A 15,351-nucleotide genomic window follows, 5' to 3' on the forward strand; every position below is an offset into this window, starting at 1 on the left:
CGCCCTCCACAACGGGCGCGGTTTCGTCATACGGCAGTGATCTGCGCCAATTTAGCGGTGGTCTCCCCGCTGACACGGCGCGCATGGAATTATGGGGATATGAGCACTCCGGAGCAGGGACACCCCATGAACATTGCCAAGTCACACGATCAGCAGGACGAGGCCAAGCAGCCGCCCATTCAGGAGCTTTCCGAACAGGAGAGCTGGGACCTGCTCAAGCAGGCACGTTTCGCCCGGCTGGCTACTCGCGACGGCGATGAAATCGACATCACCCCGTTGAACATCGTGACCGACGGTGAGCGCTTGTACTTCCGCTCGGCCAAGGGCACCAAGGTGCTGCAATTGCAGCTGAACCCGCACGTGACCGTGGAAATCGATCGCGCGACCGGCTCCGAGGCCCACTCAGTGGTCGTGCGCGGGACCGCACGCATGTTGACCGAGACCGAAGACATTGAGCGCGTGGAGTCGCTGGGTCTGCGCCCGTGGCTCGAGACCGAAAAGCTAGAGTTCGTGGAGATCACCCCCACCCGCGTCACCGGTCGCAAGTTCCGCCTGGGTCACTGAGCATTGACTGATTTGCCCGCTGCCGCGCCATTTAGCGCGGTGACCGATGCGCCGCGCTCGCAGGACCCTCAGCTCATTCAGGATCTCCACCGAGACCTGGCAGACAGCAATTTCACCGTGGACGGTGTCACGGACATGCTCGGAGAGCGCGCCATGGACGCGTGGCTGCGGGAGCAACCGGTTCCTGCGCGCGTCGCCCTCGACCGCGCGAGCGAGACACAGCCGCGCCTGGCCGCGGTGATGGCGCTGTTCCTCCTGGGGGACGTCGTTCCCGCTGCGGACGTCGACGCCGCTCTGCCCACCGTGGGTGCCTCGGGGCTTGGGCGCCTTGGCCTCCTGGAATACGAGGGCGGCGGGACCAGGAGCAGCGAGCCGGACAACCTCAGCACCGCCAACGACGACACAGCCAGCAACGGCACCCCCAACGATGGGGCTGCGAACACCGACCTGGTGCGTGCGTCCGTGGATCTGCGCCCCTATTCCACCGATGTTGCGGGCGAGCTCTACGTGGTCAGCGACCTGGGAGCCTTCCAACGCCCCGGTGTGTTGCGCCGTGATCATGTGCTGGGCATTGGCGGAGCCTCACTGACGTTGGTCCGTTCCACCGAACGGCGCGACGTAGACACCGCGCTGGACGTGGGTACCGGCTGCGGCATTCAGACCTTCCACCTGCTCTCCCACGCTCGTCACGTCACGGCCACAGACCTTTCCGATCGGGCCCTGGCCACCACACGGTTCAACCTGGTGCTCAACGCCCGCGCGCTGGATCTGGACCCGTTCGACCTCGAAGCTCGTGCCACCCTGGTACAAGGCAGTCTGCTGGAACCGGTAGCGGGCCAGGAATTCGACCTGGTCGTCTCCAACCCGCCGTTTGTGATTACTCCGCGCCGCAGCAACGAAGCCGACGAGGAGCGTTTCACCTACCGCGACGGTGGCAAGGCTGGCGACCGGCTGGTCTCCGAACTGATCACCGCGCTGCCCGCCGTGATGGCTCAGGGTGCCACCGCTCATCTGCTGGCCAATTGGGAAATCCCCGACACGCCGGACACCGACCCGGAGAAGATTTGGTCCGAACGCGTCGAGGAATGGATCGCCCCGGGCGTCGGCGCATGGGTCATTCAACGCGAGATTCAGGACGTGTGCGAGTACGCGGAAACCTGGTTGCGGGACGCTTCACAGCAACGAGATATCGAAGCCTACGACGCCGCTTATCGCGACTACCTCGCGGACTTCACCTCGCGTCACGTGGGTGCGGTCGGTTTCGGCATGGTCCGCCTCGCGCGTCCGGAGCAACCCGGCGCCGAGACCGAGATCCTCCGGATTTTCGAGCACATCGACCACCCCATTCAGCAACCCATCGCGGCCACCCTGGCGGCGGAGTGGTCACGCGCGGAGGCGATGTTTCGCGGAGAGGCCGCGAGCGGCGTCGTCGCCGATGACGCCTGGCAGAACAAGCATTACTACGTCGCTCAAGACGTCACCGAGGAACGGCACGGCCGTCCCGGGGCCGAGGACCCGGCCCTGATCCTGTTGCGGCAGGGCGGTGGATTGCGCCGCACCGTGGTGCTCAGCAGCGAGGCCGCCGGTTTCGTGGGCGTGTGCGACGGCGAGCTGACGGCCCGCCAGATCCTGACCGCCCTGGGCACGCTGTTGGGGTGGGACGGCGGCCCATCGGAGCAATTGTTACGTGAAATCAGGGCACTCATCACCCACGGCGTGTTGGTGGAAGTGTAAGACTGAAGTTATGAGCACCGGCGAAACCTTTAATCCGATACTGCCCCTCGACACCACTGCCGTGTGGGAGCTTCTGGGGGAGCTTCCGTTCGGCCGCTTGGCCGTGCAGGCCGCAGGCATGGTGGACATTTTCCCAGTCAATTATGTGGCGAAGGACCGTAAGCTGTATTTCCGTACTGCACAGGGCACCAAGCTCGCGAGCCTGGTGGTCAACAATCACGTGGCTTTCGAAGTGGACCGTGTGGTCGGGGATCACGTGCAGTCCGTGGTGGTGCACGGCCGCGCACGTCGCCTGGAAACCCAGGCCGAACGCGACGCCGCCGAGCAGTTGCCACTGAAGCCCTGGGCGCCCACGTACAAGTACCACTTCGTGGTGATCGATGTTGACTCGGCCACGGGCCGTGAGTTCACCATGACCACGGAACCGGATCACGATCCGGCCTGAGCACCTGAACGAGTGGTAAAACCTCTCTTGTGAGACGGTGTGTAACCACGGGGGATTTCGTGCAGCCCCCATTGGAAGGACCAGACCCGCTCGAATCCACGGGTCATGACGAGGAGTACCGTGCCAACCAAGGCCACCAAGAACGCTGAAACCGGCAAGAGCCTGTTGATCGTGGAGTCACCATCCAAGGTGAAAACGATTGCGGGTTATCTCGGCGACGCCTACGAGGTCGAATCCTCGATGGGCCATATCCGAGACCTGCCGCAGCCTTCTGAGTTGCCCACGGACATGAAGAAGGGTCCGTACGGCAAGTTCGCGGTGGACGTGGAACACGGTTTCGACCCGTACTACGTGGTGAACCCGGACAAGAAGAAGAAGGTCACGGAGCTGCGGCGGAAGCTCAAAGATGCGGACGCCCTTTACCTCGCAACCGATGGGGATCGCGAAGGCGAGGCCATCGCGTGGCACCTATTGCAGGTGCTCAAGCCCAAGGTTCCGGTCTACCGTCTGACCTTCCCCGAAATCACCCGAGAGGCCATCGAGCGTGCCTTCGGTCAGCTGCGCGAGCTCGACAAGGATCTCGTGGACGCCCAGGAGACCCGCCGCATCCTGGACCGGCTCTACGGTTACGAGATCTCCCCGGTACTGTGGCGCAAGGTGTCCTCGGGCCTGTCAGCGGGTCGTGTGCAGTCGGTGGCCACCCGCCTGGTCGTGCAGCGCGAACGTGAGCGCATGGCCTTCGTCTCCGCCGACTACTGGGATCTCACGGGCACATTCGCGCGTCCCGAGGGACAGGACGCAGGCCGCGGCTTCACTGCTCGCCTGTCGTCCCTGAATTCTCAGCGTGTGGCCACGGGCAAGGATTTCTCGGATCGCGGCGAACTGAAGTCCGCTCGCGACGGCGCTCTGGTCCACTTGGACGAGACCTCAGCCACCTCGCTGGCCGCCGGCCTGCAGGACGCGGAGTTCACGGTTCGGTCTCTGGAGACCAAGCCCTATACCCGTCGCCCCGCGGCGCCATTCACCACCTCCACGCTTCAGCAGGAGGCCGCGCGCAAGCTGCGCTTCACCTCCCGCACCACCATGCGCGTGGCCCAGCGGCTGTACGAGAACGGTTACATCACCTACATGCGTACGGACTCCGTGGCGCTGTCCGACCAGGCGATCAACGCTGCCCGCCGGCAAGCGAAGGAACTCTACGGCGAGGACTTCGTTCCCGGTAAGCCGCGCGTCTACTCCTCCAAGTCCAAAAATGCGCAGGAGGCCCACGAAGCCATTCGCCCCGCCGGTGACTCTTTCCGTACGCCCTCGCAGGTGCGTTCGCAGCTGTCCGTGGATGAATTCAAGCTCTACGAACTGATCTGGAAACGCACCGTGGCCTCCCAAATGCAGGACGCCAAGGGATCGACCGCCACGGTCCGGCTGGGTGCCGCTGCGTCTTCGGCCGCGGGTGAGCTTTCCGGCGCCGACGCCGAGTTCTCGGCTTCCGGTACGGTCATCACGTTCCGCGGTTTCCTGGCCGCGTACGAGGAAGGTAAGGACGAAAACCCGGAGGCGGCGGCGTCATCGGCCAAGGCCAAGGACGAGGACAAGCGACTTCCGGTCATGGCAGAAGGTGACGCCCTGGATGCCACGGACGTCACCGCGGACGGCCACACGACCACCCCTCCGGCCCGCTATACCGAGGCTTCTTTGGTGAAGACCCTGGACGAGCTCGGCATCGGCCGCCCGTCCACCTACGCGGCCACGATCTCCACGATCATGGACCGCGGTTACGTGCAGGTGCGTGGCTCCGCGTTGATTCCATCGTGGCTGGCCTTCTCCGTGGTGCGCCTGCTGGAGGACCACTTCACCGATTACGTGGACTACGACTTCACGGCCGAACTCGAAGAGGATCTGGACCGTATCGCCCGCGGCGAGGAAGAACGGGTCAAGTGGTTGACCGGTTTCTACTTCGGCGATGGCCAGGCCGAGCACGGGCTCAAGCCCATCGTGGAGGACCTGGGCGAGATCGACGCCCGCGCCGTGAACACGATTCCCATCACGGACGAGATCATGCTGCGCGTGGGCAAGTTCGGTCCCTACCTGGAGGTGGGCGGCACGGTGGACCCGGAGACCGGTGAGATCACCGACCCGGTGCGCGCCAACGTGCCCCTGGATCTGGCTCCGGACGAGTTGGACGCCGCCAAAGCCCAGGAGCTCATGGAAATCGGCAAGGCCGACGGTCGTGAACTCGGCATCAACCCGGACAGCGGTCGCATGATCGTCGCCAAGGATGGTCGCTACGGCCCCTATGTGACCGAGGTGATCCCCGAGCCCACCCAGGAGGAGCTCGACGCGATCCCCACGGAGTACTACAAGAACGGTAAGCCCAAGCCCAAGAAGATCGAGAAGCCCAAGCCCCGCACGGCGTCCTTGTTCTCGTCCATGAAGCTGCAGGACGTGACCCTGGACGATGCACTCAAGCTGCTGTCACTGCCCCGCGAACTGGGTGAGGACACGGACGGCGAAACCATCACCGTGCAGAACGGCCGTTACGGTCCGTACCTCAAGAAGGGCTCGGACTCCCGGTCGATTGGTTCCGAGGACCAGATTTTCACGATCACCCTGGACGAGGCCAAGACCATCTACTCCCAGCCCAAGCAGCGTGGCCGCCAAGCGGCCAAGCCGCCGCTCGCAGACCTTGGAACGGACCCCCTCACCGAGAAGCACATGGTGATCAAGGACGGCCGATTCGGCCCGTACATCACCGATGGCGAGACCAACGTGACGGTGCCGCGTGCGGAGAACATCGAGCAGATGACCAACGCCCGCGCCTCGCAACTGTTGGCCGAGAAGCGCGCCAAGGGGCCCGCTCCCAAGAAGACCACCACGCGCGCCCGTTCCACCAAGACCGCAACGAAGTCCAAGACGGCGACCAAGTCGAAAACCGCGAGCAAGGCTACGGCCGGTACCAAGACCAAAGCCACGACCACTCGCAAGGCGTCGACCACCAAGAAGTAGTCCACCGCGGGCCTTGGCCTGCGGCTCAGCAAAGGAACCACATGCGGCTCTCAGTCCTGGACGTCGGATCCAACACGGTCCACCTGCTCCTGTTGGACGTCTACCCCGGTTCCAAACCGGAACCGTACGCCTCCCACAAGATGGCGTTGCGGCTCGTGGAACACCAGGACGAGCAGGGCCGGATCACCGATCACGGACGAGACCTGCTGACCTCGTTCGTGGTCGAGGCCCGGGATTTCGCGGTCGAGCACGACGCCGAGGACCTCCTGGCGTTCGCGACCTCCGCAATCCGCGAGGCCACCAACGGCGCAGACGTCCTGGACCACGTGCAGTCTCGCTCAGGGGTCACGCTCACCGAGATCTCCGGGGACCAGGAATCGGCCATCACCTTTTACGCGGTGCGCCGTTGGTTCGGGTGGGGCGCCGGTCGCATCATGGACTTCGATATTGGCGGCGGTTCCTTCGAAATGGCGGTGGGCACCAACGCACTGCCCACCGTGGCCACCTCGGTTCCGTTGGGCGCCGGGCGCATGTACCGCACGTTCTTGGGCGGGAGCGACGTCGCGTCCCCGGCTGACGTGAAAAAGTTGCGCAGGCACGTGCGCACCACGTTGAAGCCCGCTGTGGAGAAGATCGAGAAGGGCGGTCGGCCGGATCTGGCCGTGGGAACGTCCAAGACGTTCAGGTCACTCGCGCGCATTTGCGGCGCGGCGCCATCGGCCCAGGGGCCCTACGTTCCACGCATCATGCATTCCGAGGATCTGCGGTTGTGGACCCGGCGCATGGAGGCGATGACCGTGTCCGAACGCGCCGAGCTGCCGGGTGTTTCCGAACATCGCGCGGCCCAAGTGCTCGCGGGCGCTATCGTGGCCGAAACTGCGATGGATATGCTGGACATCGGAACCCTGCGCATCTCGCCGTGGGCGTTGCGCGAAGGGCTCATTCTGCGCCGACTGGACCGGTTGACCACCGGGGCAGCGATCCACACCGTCAACCCCAAGAATTTGGTGGCCAAGTGATGTCCCAAACCGAGGGTCCGTACCGACCGCACGTGGCACTGTCCACCAGTTCGCTCTACCCCAAGGGCGTACCCGAGACGTTCGATGCCGCTCGACGCCTGGGCTACGACAGCGTGGAAGTGCTCGTCACCCATGAGCGCATGAGCCAGCTGACCCACCAACTCCTGAACCACATTCAGGAGTATCAGGTGCCCATTTCCACCATCCATGCGCCCACGCTGTTGTTCACCCAGCAAGTCTGGGGCAAGGCCTGGACCAAGATCCAGATGGCCGCCAAGCTCACGGAACAGGTGGGTGCCGAAGTCGTGGTAGTGCACCCGCCCTTCCGCTGGCAGACCAAGTACGCGCGCAATTTCGTGCAGGGTGTGCGTGAGGTGTCCCGGATGACCGGTATCAAAATTTCTGTCGAGAACATGTACCCGTGGCGGGTGGCTGGTCGCAAGGCCGTGGTGTACTCACCCCACTACAGCCCTTTGGGTCAGGACTACGACTGGGTCACGTGGGACTTCTCCCACGCCGCCACCGCGCACATGGACTCCCTGGCTGCGGTGAAGGAACTGGGCTCCCGCCTGGGCCACGTGCACCTCACGGACGGCTCCGGGAAGACCATGGCGGATGAACACATGTTGCCGGGGCACGGTGTCCAGCCGGTGGCGGAAACGCTGGAATACCTGCGCGATACCCGCTGGCAGGGCGTAGTGGGCGTGGAGGTTTCTACTCGGAAATCCAAAGATGCCGACGAGCGGGACGCCTGGTTGTCCGAATCCTTGGCGTTCGCTCGTCGGCACATGGAGGAAACGGGCTAGGGGACCGTTCCCTGTTATTCACTCGCACCAATTGAGGTGTGATCAGCATAAGAACCCAGGTGGGGAACGAGCAGGGTAGAGCCTGAAGAACAACTGGCAGTTCTTTTCCGCCGGGGGCCCGCCACGCGAGGGTCGAGCGTTTTCATTGCTTCTGCGGGCGCGATACGGTCGAGAGAAGCCCAGATTCGCTATCGAAAGGAGCTTTCGCATGAGCGAGCTCGTCCTGTCTTTCCTCGGTTCGGGATCCATGAACGGATCTATCCTGCGCGGCGTCCTCGCCGGCGGCACGCCCGCCGGGCGCGTCCGCGCGACCACCAAGTCCGCTTCGTCTGCGGAGAAGCTGCGCGAGGACACCGGCGTCACCGTGCTCTCCGGCGAGGAGAACGAGAAGGCCAACCTCGAAGCCGTCAAGGGTGCAGACGTGGTGCTGCTGGGCGTGAAGCCCTACGCCATTCTGGATCTCGCTCGTGAGATCGCGCCGGCGCTGGAGCCCAAGACCGTGGTCGCTTCCGTGGCCGCGGGCATCACCCTCGAAGCCCTAGAAAAGGCACTCCCCGAAGGCCAGCCGGTGGTGCGCACCATGCCCAACACGCCCTCGAGTGTGGGCCGCGGCGTCATCTCCGTGACCCCCGGAACTCACACCACCAAGGAACAGTTGGAAGCCGTCAAGGAGGTGCTGTCCTCTGTGGCCACCGTGGTCGAGGTCGAGGAGCACCTGGTCCGCGCGGTCACCGGTGTATCCGGTTCCGGCCCGGCCTACGTCTTCTACCTGGCCGAGGCCATGCAGCAGGCGGGCGAGAAGCTCGGGCTCCCCAGCGACGTCGCGCGCGTCCTGGCCAAGGAAACCGTCGCGGGCGCGGGTGTCCTGCTCAGCCCCGACGACGCCGATCCCGCCGCCCTGCGCAAGGCCGTCACCAGCCCCGGCGGTACCACGGAGAAGGCCATCAACACCTTTGACGACCAGGGTCTGCGCGACGTTATCGCCGCCGGTGCCACGGCTTCGGCCGAGCGCGGGGACGAGATGGAACAGGAATACTGCGGCGACTGATTCTTATCAGTCCGCGGACCGGGCACGATGGATCGGGAAGTACGTGACCGGCTCCGCACCCGCCAGGAAATTGCGAATGATGTCCGTGACCACCTGGGGCTTCTCGAACATCAGCATGTGGGAGGTTCCCGGGACCACGGCGAGTTCGCCACTCCGGAGGGACCTGTAGAGGGCGAGCTGGCTTTCCAAGGTGACCAGATCGTCGTCGGCGCTCATGATCAGCACCCGCCCCGGGTACGTGGCCAGCGCGTCCGCGGGCGCGACGTCCCGGGCCGCAAGATCGGAGACCTTGCGCACGAGGACCGGGAAGTGCTCCGGCCCGTCGGGCGAGAGTTGGGCGTAACGGTCCACGATCACGGCGGGGTAACCGGCATCCGGAGAGTCTCCGGAGGGTGGTTGAGGTCGGATGATCCAGTCCTCCGCACCGAGCGCGGAACTGATCACGGTCAAGGACCGCACCAGATCGGGGTGCTCAAGGGCCAGGCTCGTGGCCACCATCCCGCCCGCGCTGTAGCCGATCACGTGCGCCGGGCCACCCCCAAGCGACTCAATGACCGCGGCAGCGTCGGCGGCCATCTCGGTGAGGGTGAAATCCCCTGTATCGGCGGTGCGCCCGAATCCCCGGCGGTCGTAGCCGACCACACGAAACGTGTCCGCGAGACCGAAAAGTGTCGGTTCGAATTCGTCGACGTCGCTCATGCCGCCGTGGAGGAGGAGGACGGGATCGCCTTCTCCTCGGTCCTCCACCCACAGACTGGCGTCTCGAATGTTGCGGTATTCACCCATGGTGATCAGTCCCTTGCCCATCGAGCGGCGTCGGATCCGGCGCCGGAGTTCCAGCTTAGATTTATCGTGGCTGGCCGACCTAGACCCGTGCTAGGGACGCGCGGCGAAACGTTCGATGAGGTCCACGTGCCCGGAGACGATCAACAGGTCTCGTGAGGTCACCATGGTTTCCGGGCGGGCGTAGGTGAAATCCTCGCCCGGTGACTTCACGCCCACCACGGTCACGCCGTACTTGGAGCGCACGTCGGATTCACCCAGTGTGAAGCCCTGGGTCTCGCGGGGCGGGTACATCTTGACGATTGCGAAATCATCGTCGAATTCGATGTAGTCCAACAACCGCCCGGATACCAGGTGCGCGGTCCGGCGGCCGGCGTCCGCCTCGGGGAAGATCACGTGGTGGGCGCCGATGCGCGCCAGGATCTTGCCATGGGCGGGGGAGATGGCCTTGGCCCAAATCCGGTCAATCCCCAGGTCCACCAGGTTGGCCGTGATCAGAACGGAGGACTCGATCGAGGTACCGACGCCCACGACCGCAGCGGTGAAGTCGGTGGCTCCAACCTGACGGAGAGCGTCGATGTCGGTGGCTTCGGCTTCGACCACGTGGGTGAGCTGACCGGACATTTTCTGGACCAGAGCGGCGTCGCGCTCGACTCCCAGAACCTCGTTGCCCTGACGGACCAGCTGCATGGCGGTGGCGGACCCGAAACGGCCCAGACCGATCACCAGGACCGGCGCGGAATGGGAGGAGTTCTTAGCCAATGATGGGCCTTTCTTCCGGGTAGGAATACAACCTACGCCGTGATCGCAACGCGAGTGCCGTGGCCACCGTGTTGGTGCCGATACGGCCGATGAGCATGATGATCGCCAGAACGTATTTTCCCGCGTCTGTGGCGTCCGCGGAAACTCCCACGCTGAGACCGCACGTGGCGTACGCGGAGATGACCTCGAACAGCACATGGTCCAGGGGACGGCCGGTGAGGCCGACCAGAATTGCGGAGCCCGTGAGCACCACCGTGGCTCCCATCATGATCACGGAAATGGCGATGCGCAGCACCGAATCCGGGATGGTGCGGAAGAACGCGATCACGGACTTGTCGCCGCGGGCCTCGGCCAGGATCGCCAGGAAGACCACGGCCAGGGTAGTGACCTTGATGCCACCGGCGGTCGATGCCGAACCGCCGCCCACGAACATCAGGGCGTCCGTGAGCAGCAGGGTGACCGGGGACGTATCGGTCATGTCCACCAGGTTGAAACCGCCCGAGCGCATCATGACGGAGGCGAAGAAGCCGTGGAAAATACGTTCACTGACCGGTTTCTCGCCGATCGTGGCCTGGTTGTCCCACTCGAAGCTTGAAAACAGCAGCCACCCGATCACCAGCAGGACACCCGTGGTCAACAGCGTCAACTTGGCGTTGAGGTTCCAGCGGGTGAAGCGGAACCCCGCCTCTCGCAGCACCAGGATCACGGGAAAACCCAGCGAACCGATGAACACGCCGATGCAGATGGGGAACAGGATCAGCCAGGAATCCAGCCCGGTGTGATCGTAGGGCACCAGGCCGTCACTGTGGGGGGTGAACCCCGCGTTGTTGAAGCTCGAGATCCCGTAGAAGACCCCGTGCCACAGGGCGGTATGAATCGGTTCCCCGGACACCAGGAAGCCCAGTGTCAGCACCACGGTCAATGCGGCCTCAATGGAAATGGAGGTCACCACGATGATCCGCAGCAGCGAACCCACCTCACCCAGGCGACCGATGTTGAGGGCCTCCTGGGTGATCAATTTGGACTTCAGGCCCAGTTTCCGGCCGATCGCCAGCGCCAGGAGCGAGGTCATGGTGAGGGTTCCCAAACCGCCGATCTGAATGGCCACGAGGATGATCACCTGACCGAACAGGGACCACTGGTCGGCCGTGGACACCGTGGTCAACCCGGTCACGGTCACGGCAGAGGTCGCGGTGAACACGGCGTCGGCCACGCTTGTTTGTTTCCCGGGTGCCGCGGACATGGGTAACCAGAGCAGAGCGGCAAAGGCCAGGTCCACGATGACGAACACGATGACGGCCAGACGTGCCGGGGAGGAGTTGGCGATACCGTCCACGAAATCGCGCACGCCGCGTGCCACGCGCGTGACGAACGGATCCCTGGTGACTGCGGGGTGCTCCGGGTGGTCGGGGACCGGATCGGCTTCTTCCAGCTCGCTCACCGCACCTCCTCCAACGACACAACTGACGAATCCATAGTGGCTGCACGCGGTGGCAGTCAGGACATTATTGCCCTAATTTCTCCGTCACAGTGCAATACGCGGCCCGGCGGGGCGTGGTCAATGATCTAATGGGAGTGTGAGCCCTGCAACAAACGGTAAAGGCGCCGTGTACCCCACCAGTGTTTATTGGGATCCCCAGTTGCTCAAGTACAACTTTGGGGATTACCACCCCATGCGCCCGTCCCGGCTGGACGCGACCATTCGGCTCGTACAGCAGCTGGGCCTTGACACCGCGGAAAACGTCCGCGTGGAGGTCCCGGAGGTTCCTGACGACCAAGTGTTGCAGCTGGCTCACAGTGCGGAGTACGTGAAATCGGTGCACGCGGTGTCGGAGGACCCCAGCATCGAAATCCCCGAGTGCGGTTTGGGTACCGAGGACACTCCCGGGTACGAGGGCATCCACGAATCCAGCGCCCGTCTGGTGGGCGGCTCCTACCAAGGCGCCGTGGACATTCTGGACGGTAAGGCCGTGCACGCCGTCAACTTCGGCGGCGGCATGCACCACGCGGCCCGAGATAAGGCCAGCGGTTTCTGTGTGTACAACGATTGTGCCGTGGCCATTCAGCACCTCCTGGACAACGGTGTGCAGCGCGTGGTTTACATCGACGTGGACGGCCACCACGGTGACGGCACGCAATCCATTTTCTTCGACGACCCGCGCGTGATGACCATCTCGCTCCACGAGACCGGCCTGTCCCTGTTTCCGGGAACGGGCTTCGCCAACGAGATCGGCGAGGGTCAGTGCGCCGGCACCTCGGTCAACGTGGCCATGCCCACGCGAGCGGACGATTCCCAGTGGTTGCGCGCCTACGACGCCGTGGTGCCGCCTCTCGTACGCGAGTTCCGTCCCGAAGTGATCGTGTCCCAGCACGGCTGCGACTCCCATTTCCAGGACGAACTGACCCACTTGCGGGTCAGCATCGACGGGCAGCGTCAGATCGCGTTGGCCGTCTCCGAACTTGCGGACGAGGTCTGTGAAGGTCGCTGGATCGCGACCGGCGGTGGCGGTTACGACTGCCACGACGCCGTTCCGCGTTCGTGGGCGCACCTCGTAGGAATCGCCAGCGGTCACCCCGTGGCGGTCACGACACCCGTTCCGCAGGAGTGGCGGACCTACATGAATGACAAGTACGGCGGGCACGCACCCGAAATGATGGGTGACAACGTGGACCTTTGGTGGCGGTCGTGGGAGATCGGCTTCGACCCCAATGACGAGACCGACCGGTCCATCATGGCCACCCGCAAGGAAGTCTTCCCCCAATGGGGCTTGGACCCCTGGTACGACTGAGCCTGATTGGGGCCTGATCAGGATTCACGTTTAGGGTGATTCCTATGGCCAATGATTCATATTCAGCTCTCTCAGACCCCACCCGTCGACGGATCCTGTCCGCCCTGCGCAACGGCTCACGTCCGGTCGGAGAGTTGGTCGAAGAGTTGGAGGTCTCCCAACCCACGGTGTCCAAACACCTCAAGGTGCTGCGCGACACGGGTCTGGTGGCAACACGGGCTGAGGGCCAGAAGCGCTTCTACAGCGTGGAGTCGCAACCCCTGAGAGACGTATCGGCGTGGATCGAGGAACTGCTGACCGCGGCCGTCGAGTCTGCGACGACTGCCGAAGTCGAAGCCGAAGACGCGCCTGGGAGGGCCGACGCGGTGGAAACCGCGGAATCGTCAACGACGGAAGCGGCGGAGGCTGCGGAGACGCCACCGGTCGAGGAAGCGTCCGAGGTGGTTGAGGTCGATCGGGACATTGCGGAGGATGCCCCGGAGATCACCGAGAACGACGAACCGGTCACCGCGCCCTTGCACGCGGAGGAGCCTCGGAACCTTCCGTGGTTCACCTCTGCCCAGGCCGTGGAGGAGCATGAGCAGGATCGAGTGGAAGCCGAGGTCACCGAAATCTCCGAGCCAATGGAATCCGAACCCGGGATTGCAGAACCACCCGCATTTGATGTGATTTCAGACGAAGAATCCGAAATCGGTCACGAAAATCTGCAAGAACTCCTGGAGGACTCCGAGGTATCAAACATTTCGACCCTGCCGGATGCTGTTGTCTTGGACACAGAGGTCGAGGTCACAGGCACTAGTGTGGGGGCTAACACCGACGTTACTTCCGCTGAGTCCAGCGCGGATTCTGACGAGTTCGCTGATCCGAACTCCACGAAACCCGAGTTCGGGATTCCCCCTGCTCGCAGCGGAGGCGCACACCGACGTCAAAGTGGTCTGCTGTCCACTCTGACCGGGTTCCGGCGGCGCGGGCGCAGCTCGCGACGCTGATCGAGCGGTGAGCACCTACAACCGAGAGACGGCAGGAGACCCATGCACGAGAATTTGATTCCGGTTCGGCAGGCAGTCATTGCTCGCAACCCCGGCGAGTCCGAGTTCCATCAGGCAGTGGACGAAGTTTTCGAGTCGTTGGGCCCCGTGGTGGCACGCCACCCCGAGCTGCTCGAGTCGGCCATTCTGGAGCGCATCTGCGAGCCCGAGCGCCAGATCATTTTCCGTGTGCCCTGGACCGACGACAACGGCCGCGTGCACATCAACCGCGGTTTCCGTGTGGAGTTCAATTCCGCGCTCGGCCCCTACAAGGGTGGCCTGCGTTTCCATCCCTCGGTCTACCTGGGCATCGTCAAGTTCCTGGGTTTCGAGCAGATCTTCAAGAACTCCCTGACTGGCATGCCCATCGGTGGCGGTAAGGGCGGCTCGGACTTCGACCCTTCCGGTCGCTCGGACGCGGAGATCATGCGTTTCTGCCAGTCCTTCATGACTGAGCTCTACCGCCACATCGGTGAATACACGGATGTGCCCGCCGGCGACATCGGCGTGGGTGGCCGCGAGATCGGTTACCTGTTCGGTCAGTACAAGCGGATCACCAACCGCTACGAATCCGGTGTGCTCACCGGTAAGGGCCTGGCCTGGGGCGGTTCGCTCGTGCGCACCGAGGCCACCGGCTACGGCACCGTGATGTTCGCCGAGGAAATGCTCAAGACCCGCGGCCAGGACATGGACGGGCGCGAAATGCTCGTGTCCGGTTCGGGCAACGTGGCGATTTACGCGATCGAGCGCGCACAGTCACTGGGAGCCAAGGTGTTGACCGCCTCCGACTCGAGCGGTTACGTAGTGGATCCCGACGGTATTGACCTTGACCTGCTCAAGCAGGTCAAGGAAGTGGAACGCGCTCGCATCAGCCAGTACGCCGAGCGCAAGGGCGGCCGCGCACGCTTCATCTCGGACGGCTCCGTGTGGGACGTACCGGGTTCTGTCGCTCTGCCGTGTGCGACCCAGAACGAGCTCAACGGCCGCCAGGCCAAGAAGCTTCTCGCTAACGGCGTGGAGGTCGTGGCCGAGGGCGCCAACATGCCCACCACCGCGGAAGCGGTCCGAATCTTCCGGGACGCGGATGTTCTGTTCGCCCCCGGTAAGGCGGCGAACGCAGGCGGCGTGGCCACGTCCGCACTGGAAATGCAGCAGAATGCTTCCCGCGACTCGTGGACTTTCGACTACACCCAGCAGCGTTTGCAAGAAATCATGCGCGGTATTCACCACCGCTGTGCTGAAACCGCGGATGAATACGGCATGCCCGGCAATTATGTGGCCGGTGCGAATATTGCTGGATTCATCAAGGTGGCACGGGCAATGTCAGCCCAGGGTCTGATCTGATTTCCCAGTCGTACGCAGTAAGCTCG

Annotated in this window: 13 protein-coding genes; 10 read left to right on the forward strand and 3 right to left on the reverse strand. The window is 63.9% G+C overall.

The annotated features are described in order from the left end of the window. Positions 1 to 99: 99 nt before the first annotated feature. The 7 genes from RF638_RS06930 (at position 100) to proC (ending at position 8,619) form a co-directional block, all read left to right on the forward strand. The gene (locus tag RF638_RS06930; RefSeq protein WP_095796455.1) at positions 100 to 564 is read left to right on the forward strand and encodes a pyridoxamine 5'-phosphate oxidase family protein; all 465 of its coding nucleotides are present in this window, start codon (positions 100 to 102) and stop codon (positions 562 to 564) included. A gap of 3 nt (positions 565 to 567) precedes the next feature. Continuing rightward, complete coding sequence (locus RF638_RS06935) at positions 568 to 2,298, forward strand: methyltransferase (protein WP_368841646.1); 1,731 nt, start codon at positions 568 to 570, stop codon at positions 2,296 to 2,298. Between the two features lie 10 nt (positions 2,299 to 2,308). Further along, the gene (locus tag RF638_RS06940; RefSeq protein ID WP_095796457.1) at positions 2,309 to 2,743 is read left to right on the forward strand and encodes a pyridoxamine 5'-phosphate oxidase family protein; all 435 of its coding nucleotides are present in this window, start codon (positions 2,309 to 2,311) and stop codon (positions 2,741 to 2,743) included. Between the two features lie 120 nt (positions 2,744 to 2,863). Then, positions 2,864 to 5,746 carry a type I DNA topoisomerase gene (gene topA / locus RF638_RS06945; protein ID WP_095796458.1) on the forward strand — a complete coding sequence of 961 codons (2,883 nt, stop codon included), beginning with the start codon at positions 2,864 to 2,866 and terminating at the stop codon, positions 5,744 to 5,746. A gap of 41 nt (positions 5,747 to 5,787) precedes the next feature. Further along, a complete protein-coding gene (locus RF638_RS06950; RefSeq protein ID WP_368841647.1) occupies positions 5,788 to 6,765 on the forward strand; it encodes a Ppx/GppA family phosphatase in 978 nt (325 codons plus the stop codon). After that, positions 6,765 to 7,571, forward strand: coding sequence for a sugar phosphate isomerase/epimerase (locus tag RF638_RS06955; RefSeq protein ID WP_095796460.1), 807 nt, complete (start codon positions 6,765 to 6,767; stop codon positions 7,569 to 7,571). The genes RF638_RS06950 and RF638_RS06955 overlap by 1 nt, the downstream gene beginning before the upstream one ends. A gap of 208 nt (positions 7,572 to 7,779) precedes the next feature. Then, on the forward strand, positions 7,780 to 8,619 hold the full coding sequence (gene proC / locus RF638_RS06960) for a pyrroline-5-carboxylate reductase (protein ID WP_129699613.1): 840 nt from the start codon (positions 7,780 to 7,782) through the stop codon (positions 8,617 to 8,619). 6 nt (positions 8,620 to 8,625) lie between these two features. Here proC and RF638_RS06965 read toward each other — a convergent pair whose 3' ends face one another. The 3 genes from RF638_RS06965 to RF638_RS06975 all read right to left on the reverse strand — a co-directional run bounded on the left by RF638_RS06965 (position 8,626) and on the right by RF638_RS06975 (position 11,605). Then, on the reverse strand, positions 8,626 to 9,426 hold the full coding sequence (locus RF638_RS06965; protein ID WP_129699614.1) for an alpha/beta fold hydrolase: 801 nt from the start codon (positions 9,424 to 9,426) through the stop codon (positions 8,626 to 8,628). A gap of 69 nt (positions 9,427 to 9,495) precedes the next feature. Continuing rightward, positions 9,496 to 10,164: a TrkA family potassium uptake protein gene (locus tag RF638_RS06970; RefSeq protein ID WP_095796463.1), complete on the reverse strand. Its 669-nt coding sequence runs from the start codon at positions 10,162 to 10,164 to the stop codon at positions 9,496 to 9,498. Then, positions 10,157 to 11,605, reverse strand: coding sequence for a TrkH family potassium uptake protein (locus RF638_RS06975; protein ID WP_129699615.1), 1,449 nt, complete (start codon positions 11,603 to 11,605; stop codon positions 10,157 to 10,159). Before RF638_RS06975 ends, RF638_RS06970 begins: the two co-directional genes overlap by 8 nt. Before the next feature lie 136 nt (positions 11,606 to 11,741). On the opposite strand from RF638_RS06975, the gene RF638_RS06980 reads away from it, so the two are divergent. Genes RF638_RS06980 through gdhA form a run of 3 tightly spaced genes read left to right on the forward strand, consistent with a single transcriptional unit; the run spans position 11,742 to position 15,325 of the window. Continuing rightward, positions 11,742 to 12,953, forward strand: a complete 1,212-nt coding sequence (locus tag RF638_RS06980; protein WP_238663011.1) for an acetoin utilization protein AcuC — start codon at positions 11,742 to 11,744, stop codon at positions 12,951 to 12,953. 44 nt (positions 12,954 to 12,997) lie between these two features. Next, positions 12,998 to 13,942, forward strand: a complete 945-nt coding sequence (locus RF638_RS06985; RefSeq protein WP_368841648.1) for an ArsR/SmtB family transcription factor — start codon at positions 12,998 to 13,000, stop codon at positions 13,940 to 13,942. 42 nt (positions 13,943 to 13,984) lie between these two features. Beyond that, entirely contained in the window at positions 13,985 to 15,325 is a 1,341-nt protein-coding gene (gene gdhA / locus RF638_RS06990) for an NADP-specific glutamate dehydrogenase (protein WP_095796466.1), read from the forward strand. Positions 15,326 to 15,351: the final 26 nt, after the last annotated feature.

The organism is Kocuria sp. CPCC 205235, assembly GCF_040980905.1.
Lineage (GTDB): Bacteria > Actinomycetota > Actinomycetes > Actinomycetales > Micrococcaceae > Kocuria > Kocuria carniphila.

What these genes read in the sequence shown, in the direction of transcription:
- RF638_RS06930 (WP_095796455.1), top strand. Translation starts at nt 100, where the DNA reads ATGAGCACTCCGGAGCAGGGACACCCCATGAACATTGCCAAGTCACAC.
- RF638_RS06940 (WP_095796457.1), top strand. Translation starts at nt 2,309, where the DNA reads ATGAGCACCGGCGAAACCTTTAATCCGATACTGCCCCTCGACACCACT.
- RF638_RS06950 (WP_368841647.1), top strand. Translation starts at nt 5,788, where the DNA reads ATGCGGCTCTCAGTCCTGGACGTCGGATCCAACACGGTCCACCTGCTC.
- RF638_RS06955 (WP_095796460.1), top strand. Translation starts at nt 6,765, where the DNA reads ATGTCCCAAACCGAGGGTCCGTACCGACCGCACGTGGCACTGTCCACC.
- proC (WP_129699613.1), top strand. Translation starts at nt 7,780, where the DNA reads ATGAGCGAGCTCGTCCTGTCTTTCCTCGGTTCGGGATCCATGAACGGA.
- RF638_RS06965 (WP_129699614.1), bottom strand. Translation starts at nt 9,426, where the DNA reads ATGGGCAAGGGACTGATCACCATGGGTGAATACCGCAACATTCGAGAC.
- RF638_RS06985 (WP_368841648.1), top strand. Translation starts at nt 12,998, where the DNA reads ATGGCCAATGATTCATATTCAGCTCTCTCAGACCCCACCCGTCGACGG.
- gdhA (WP_095796466.1), top strand. Translation starts at nt 13,985, where the DNA reads ATGCACGAGAATTTGATTCCGGTTCGGCAGGCAGTCATTGCTCGCAAC.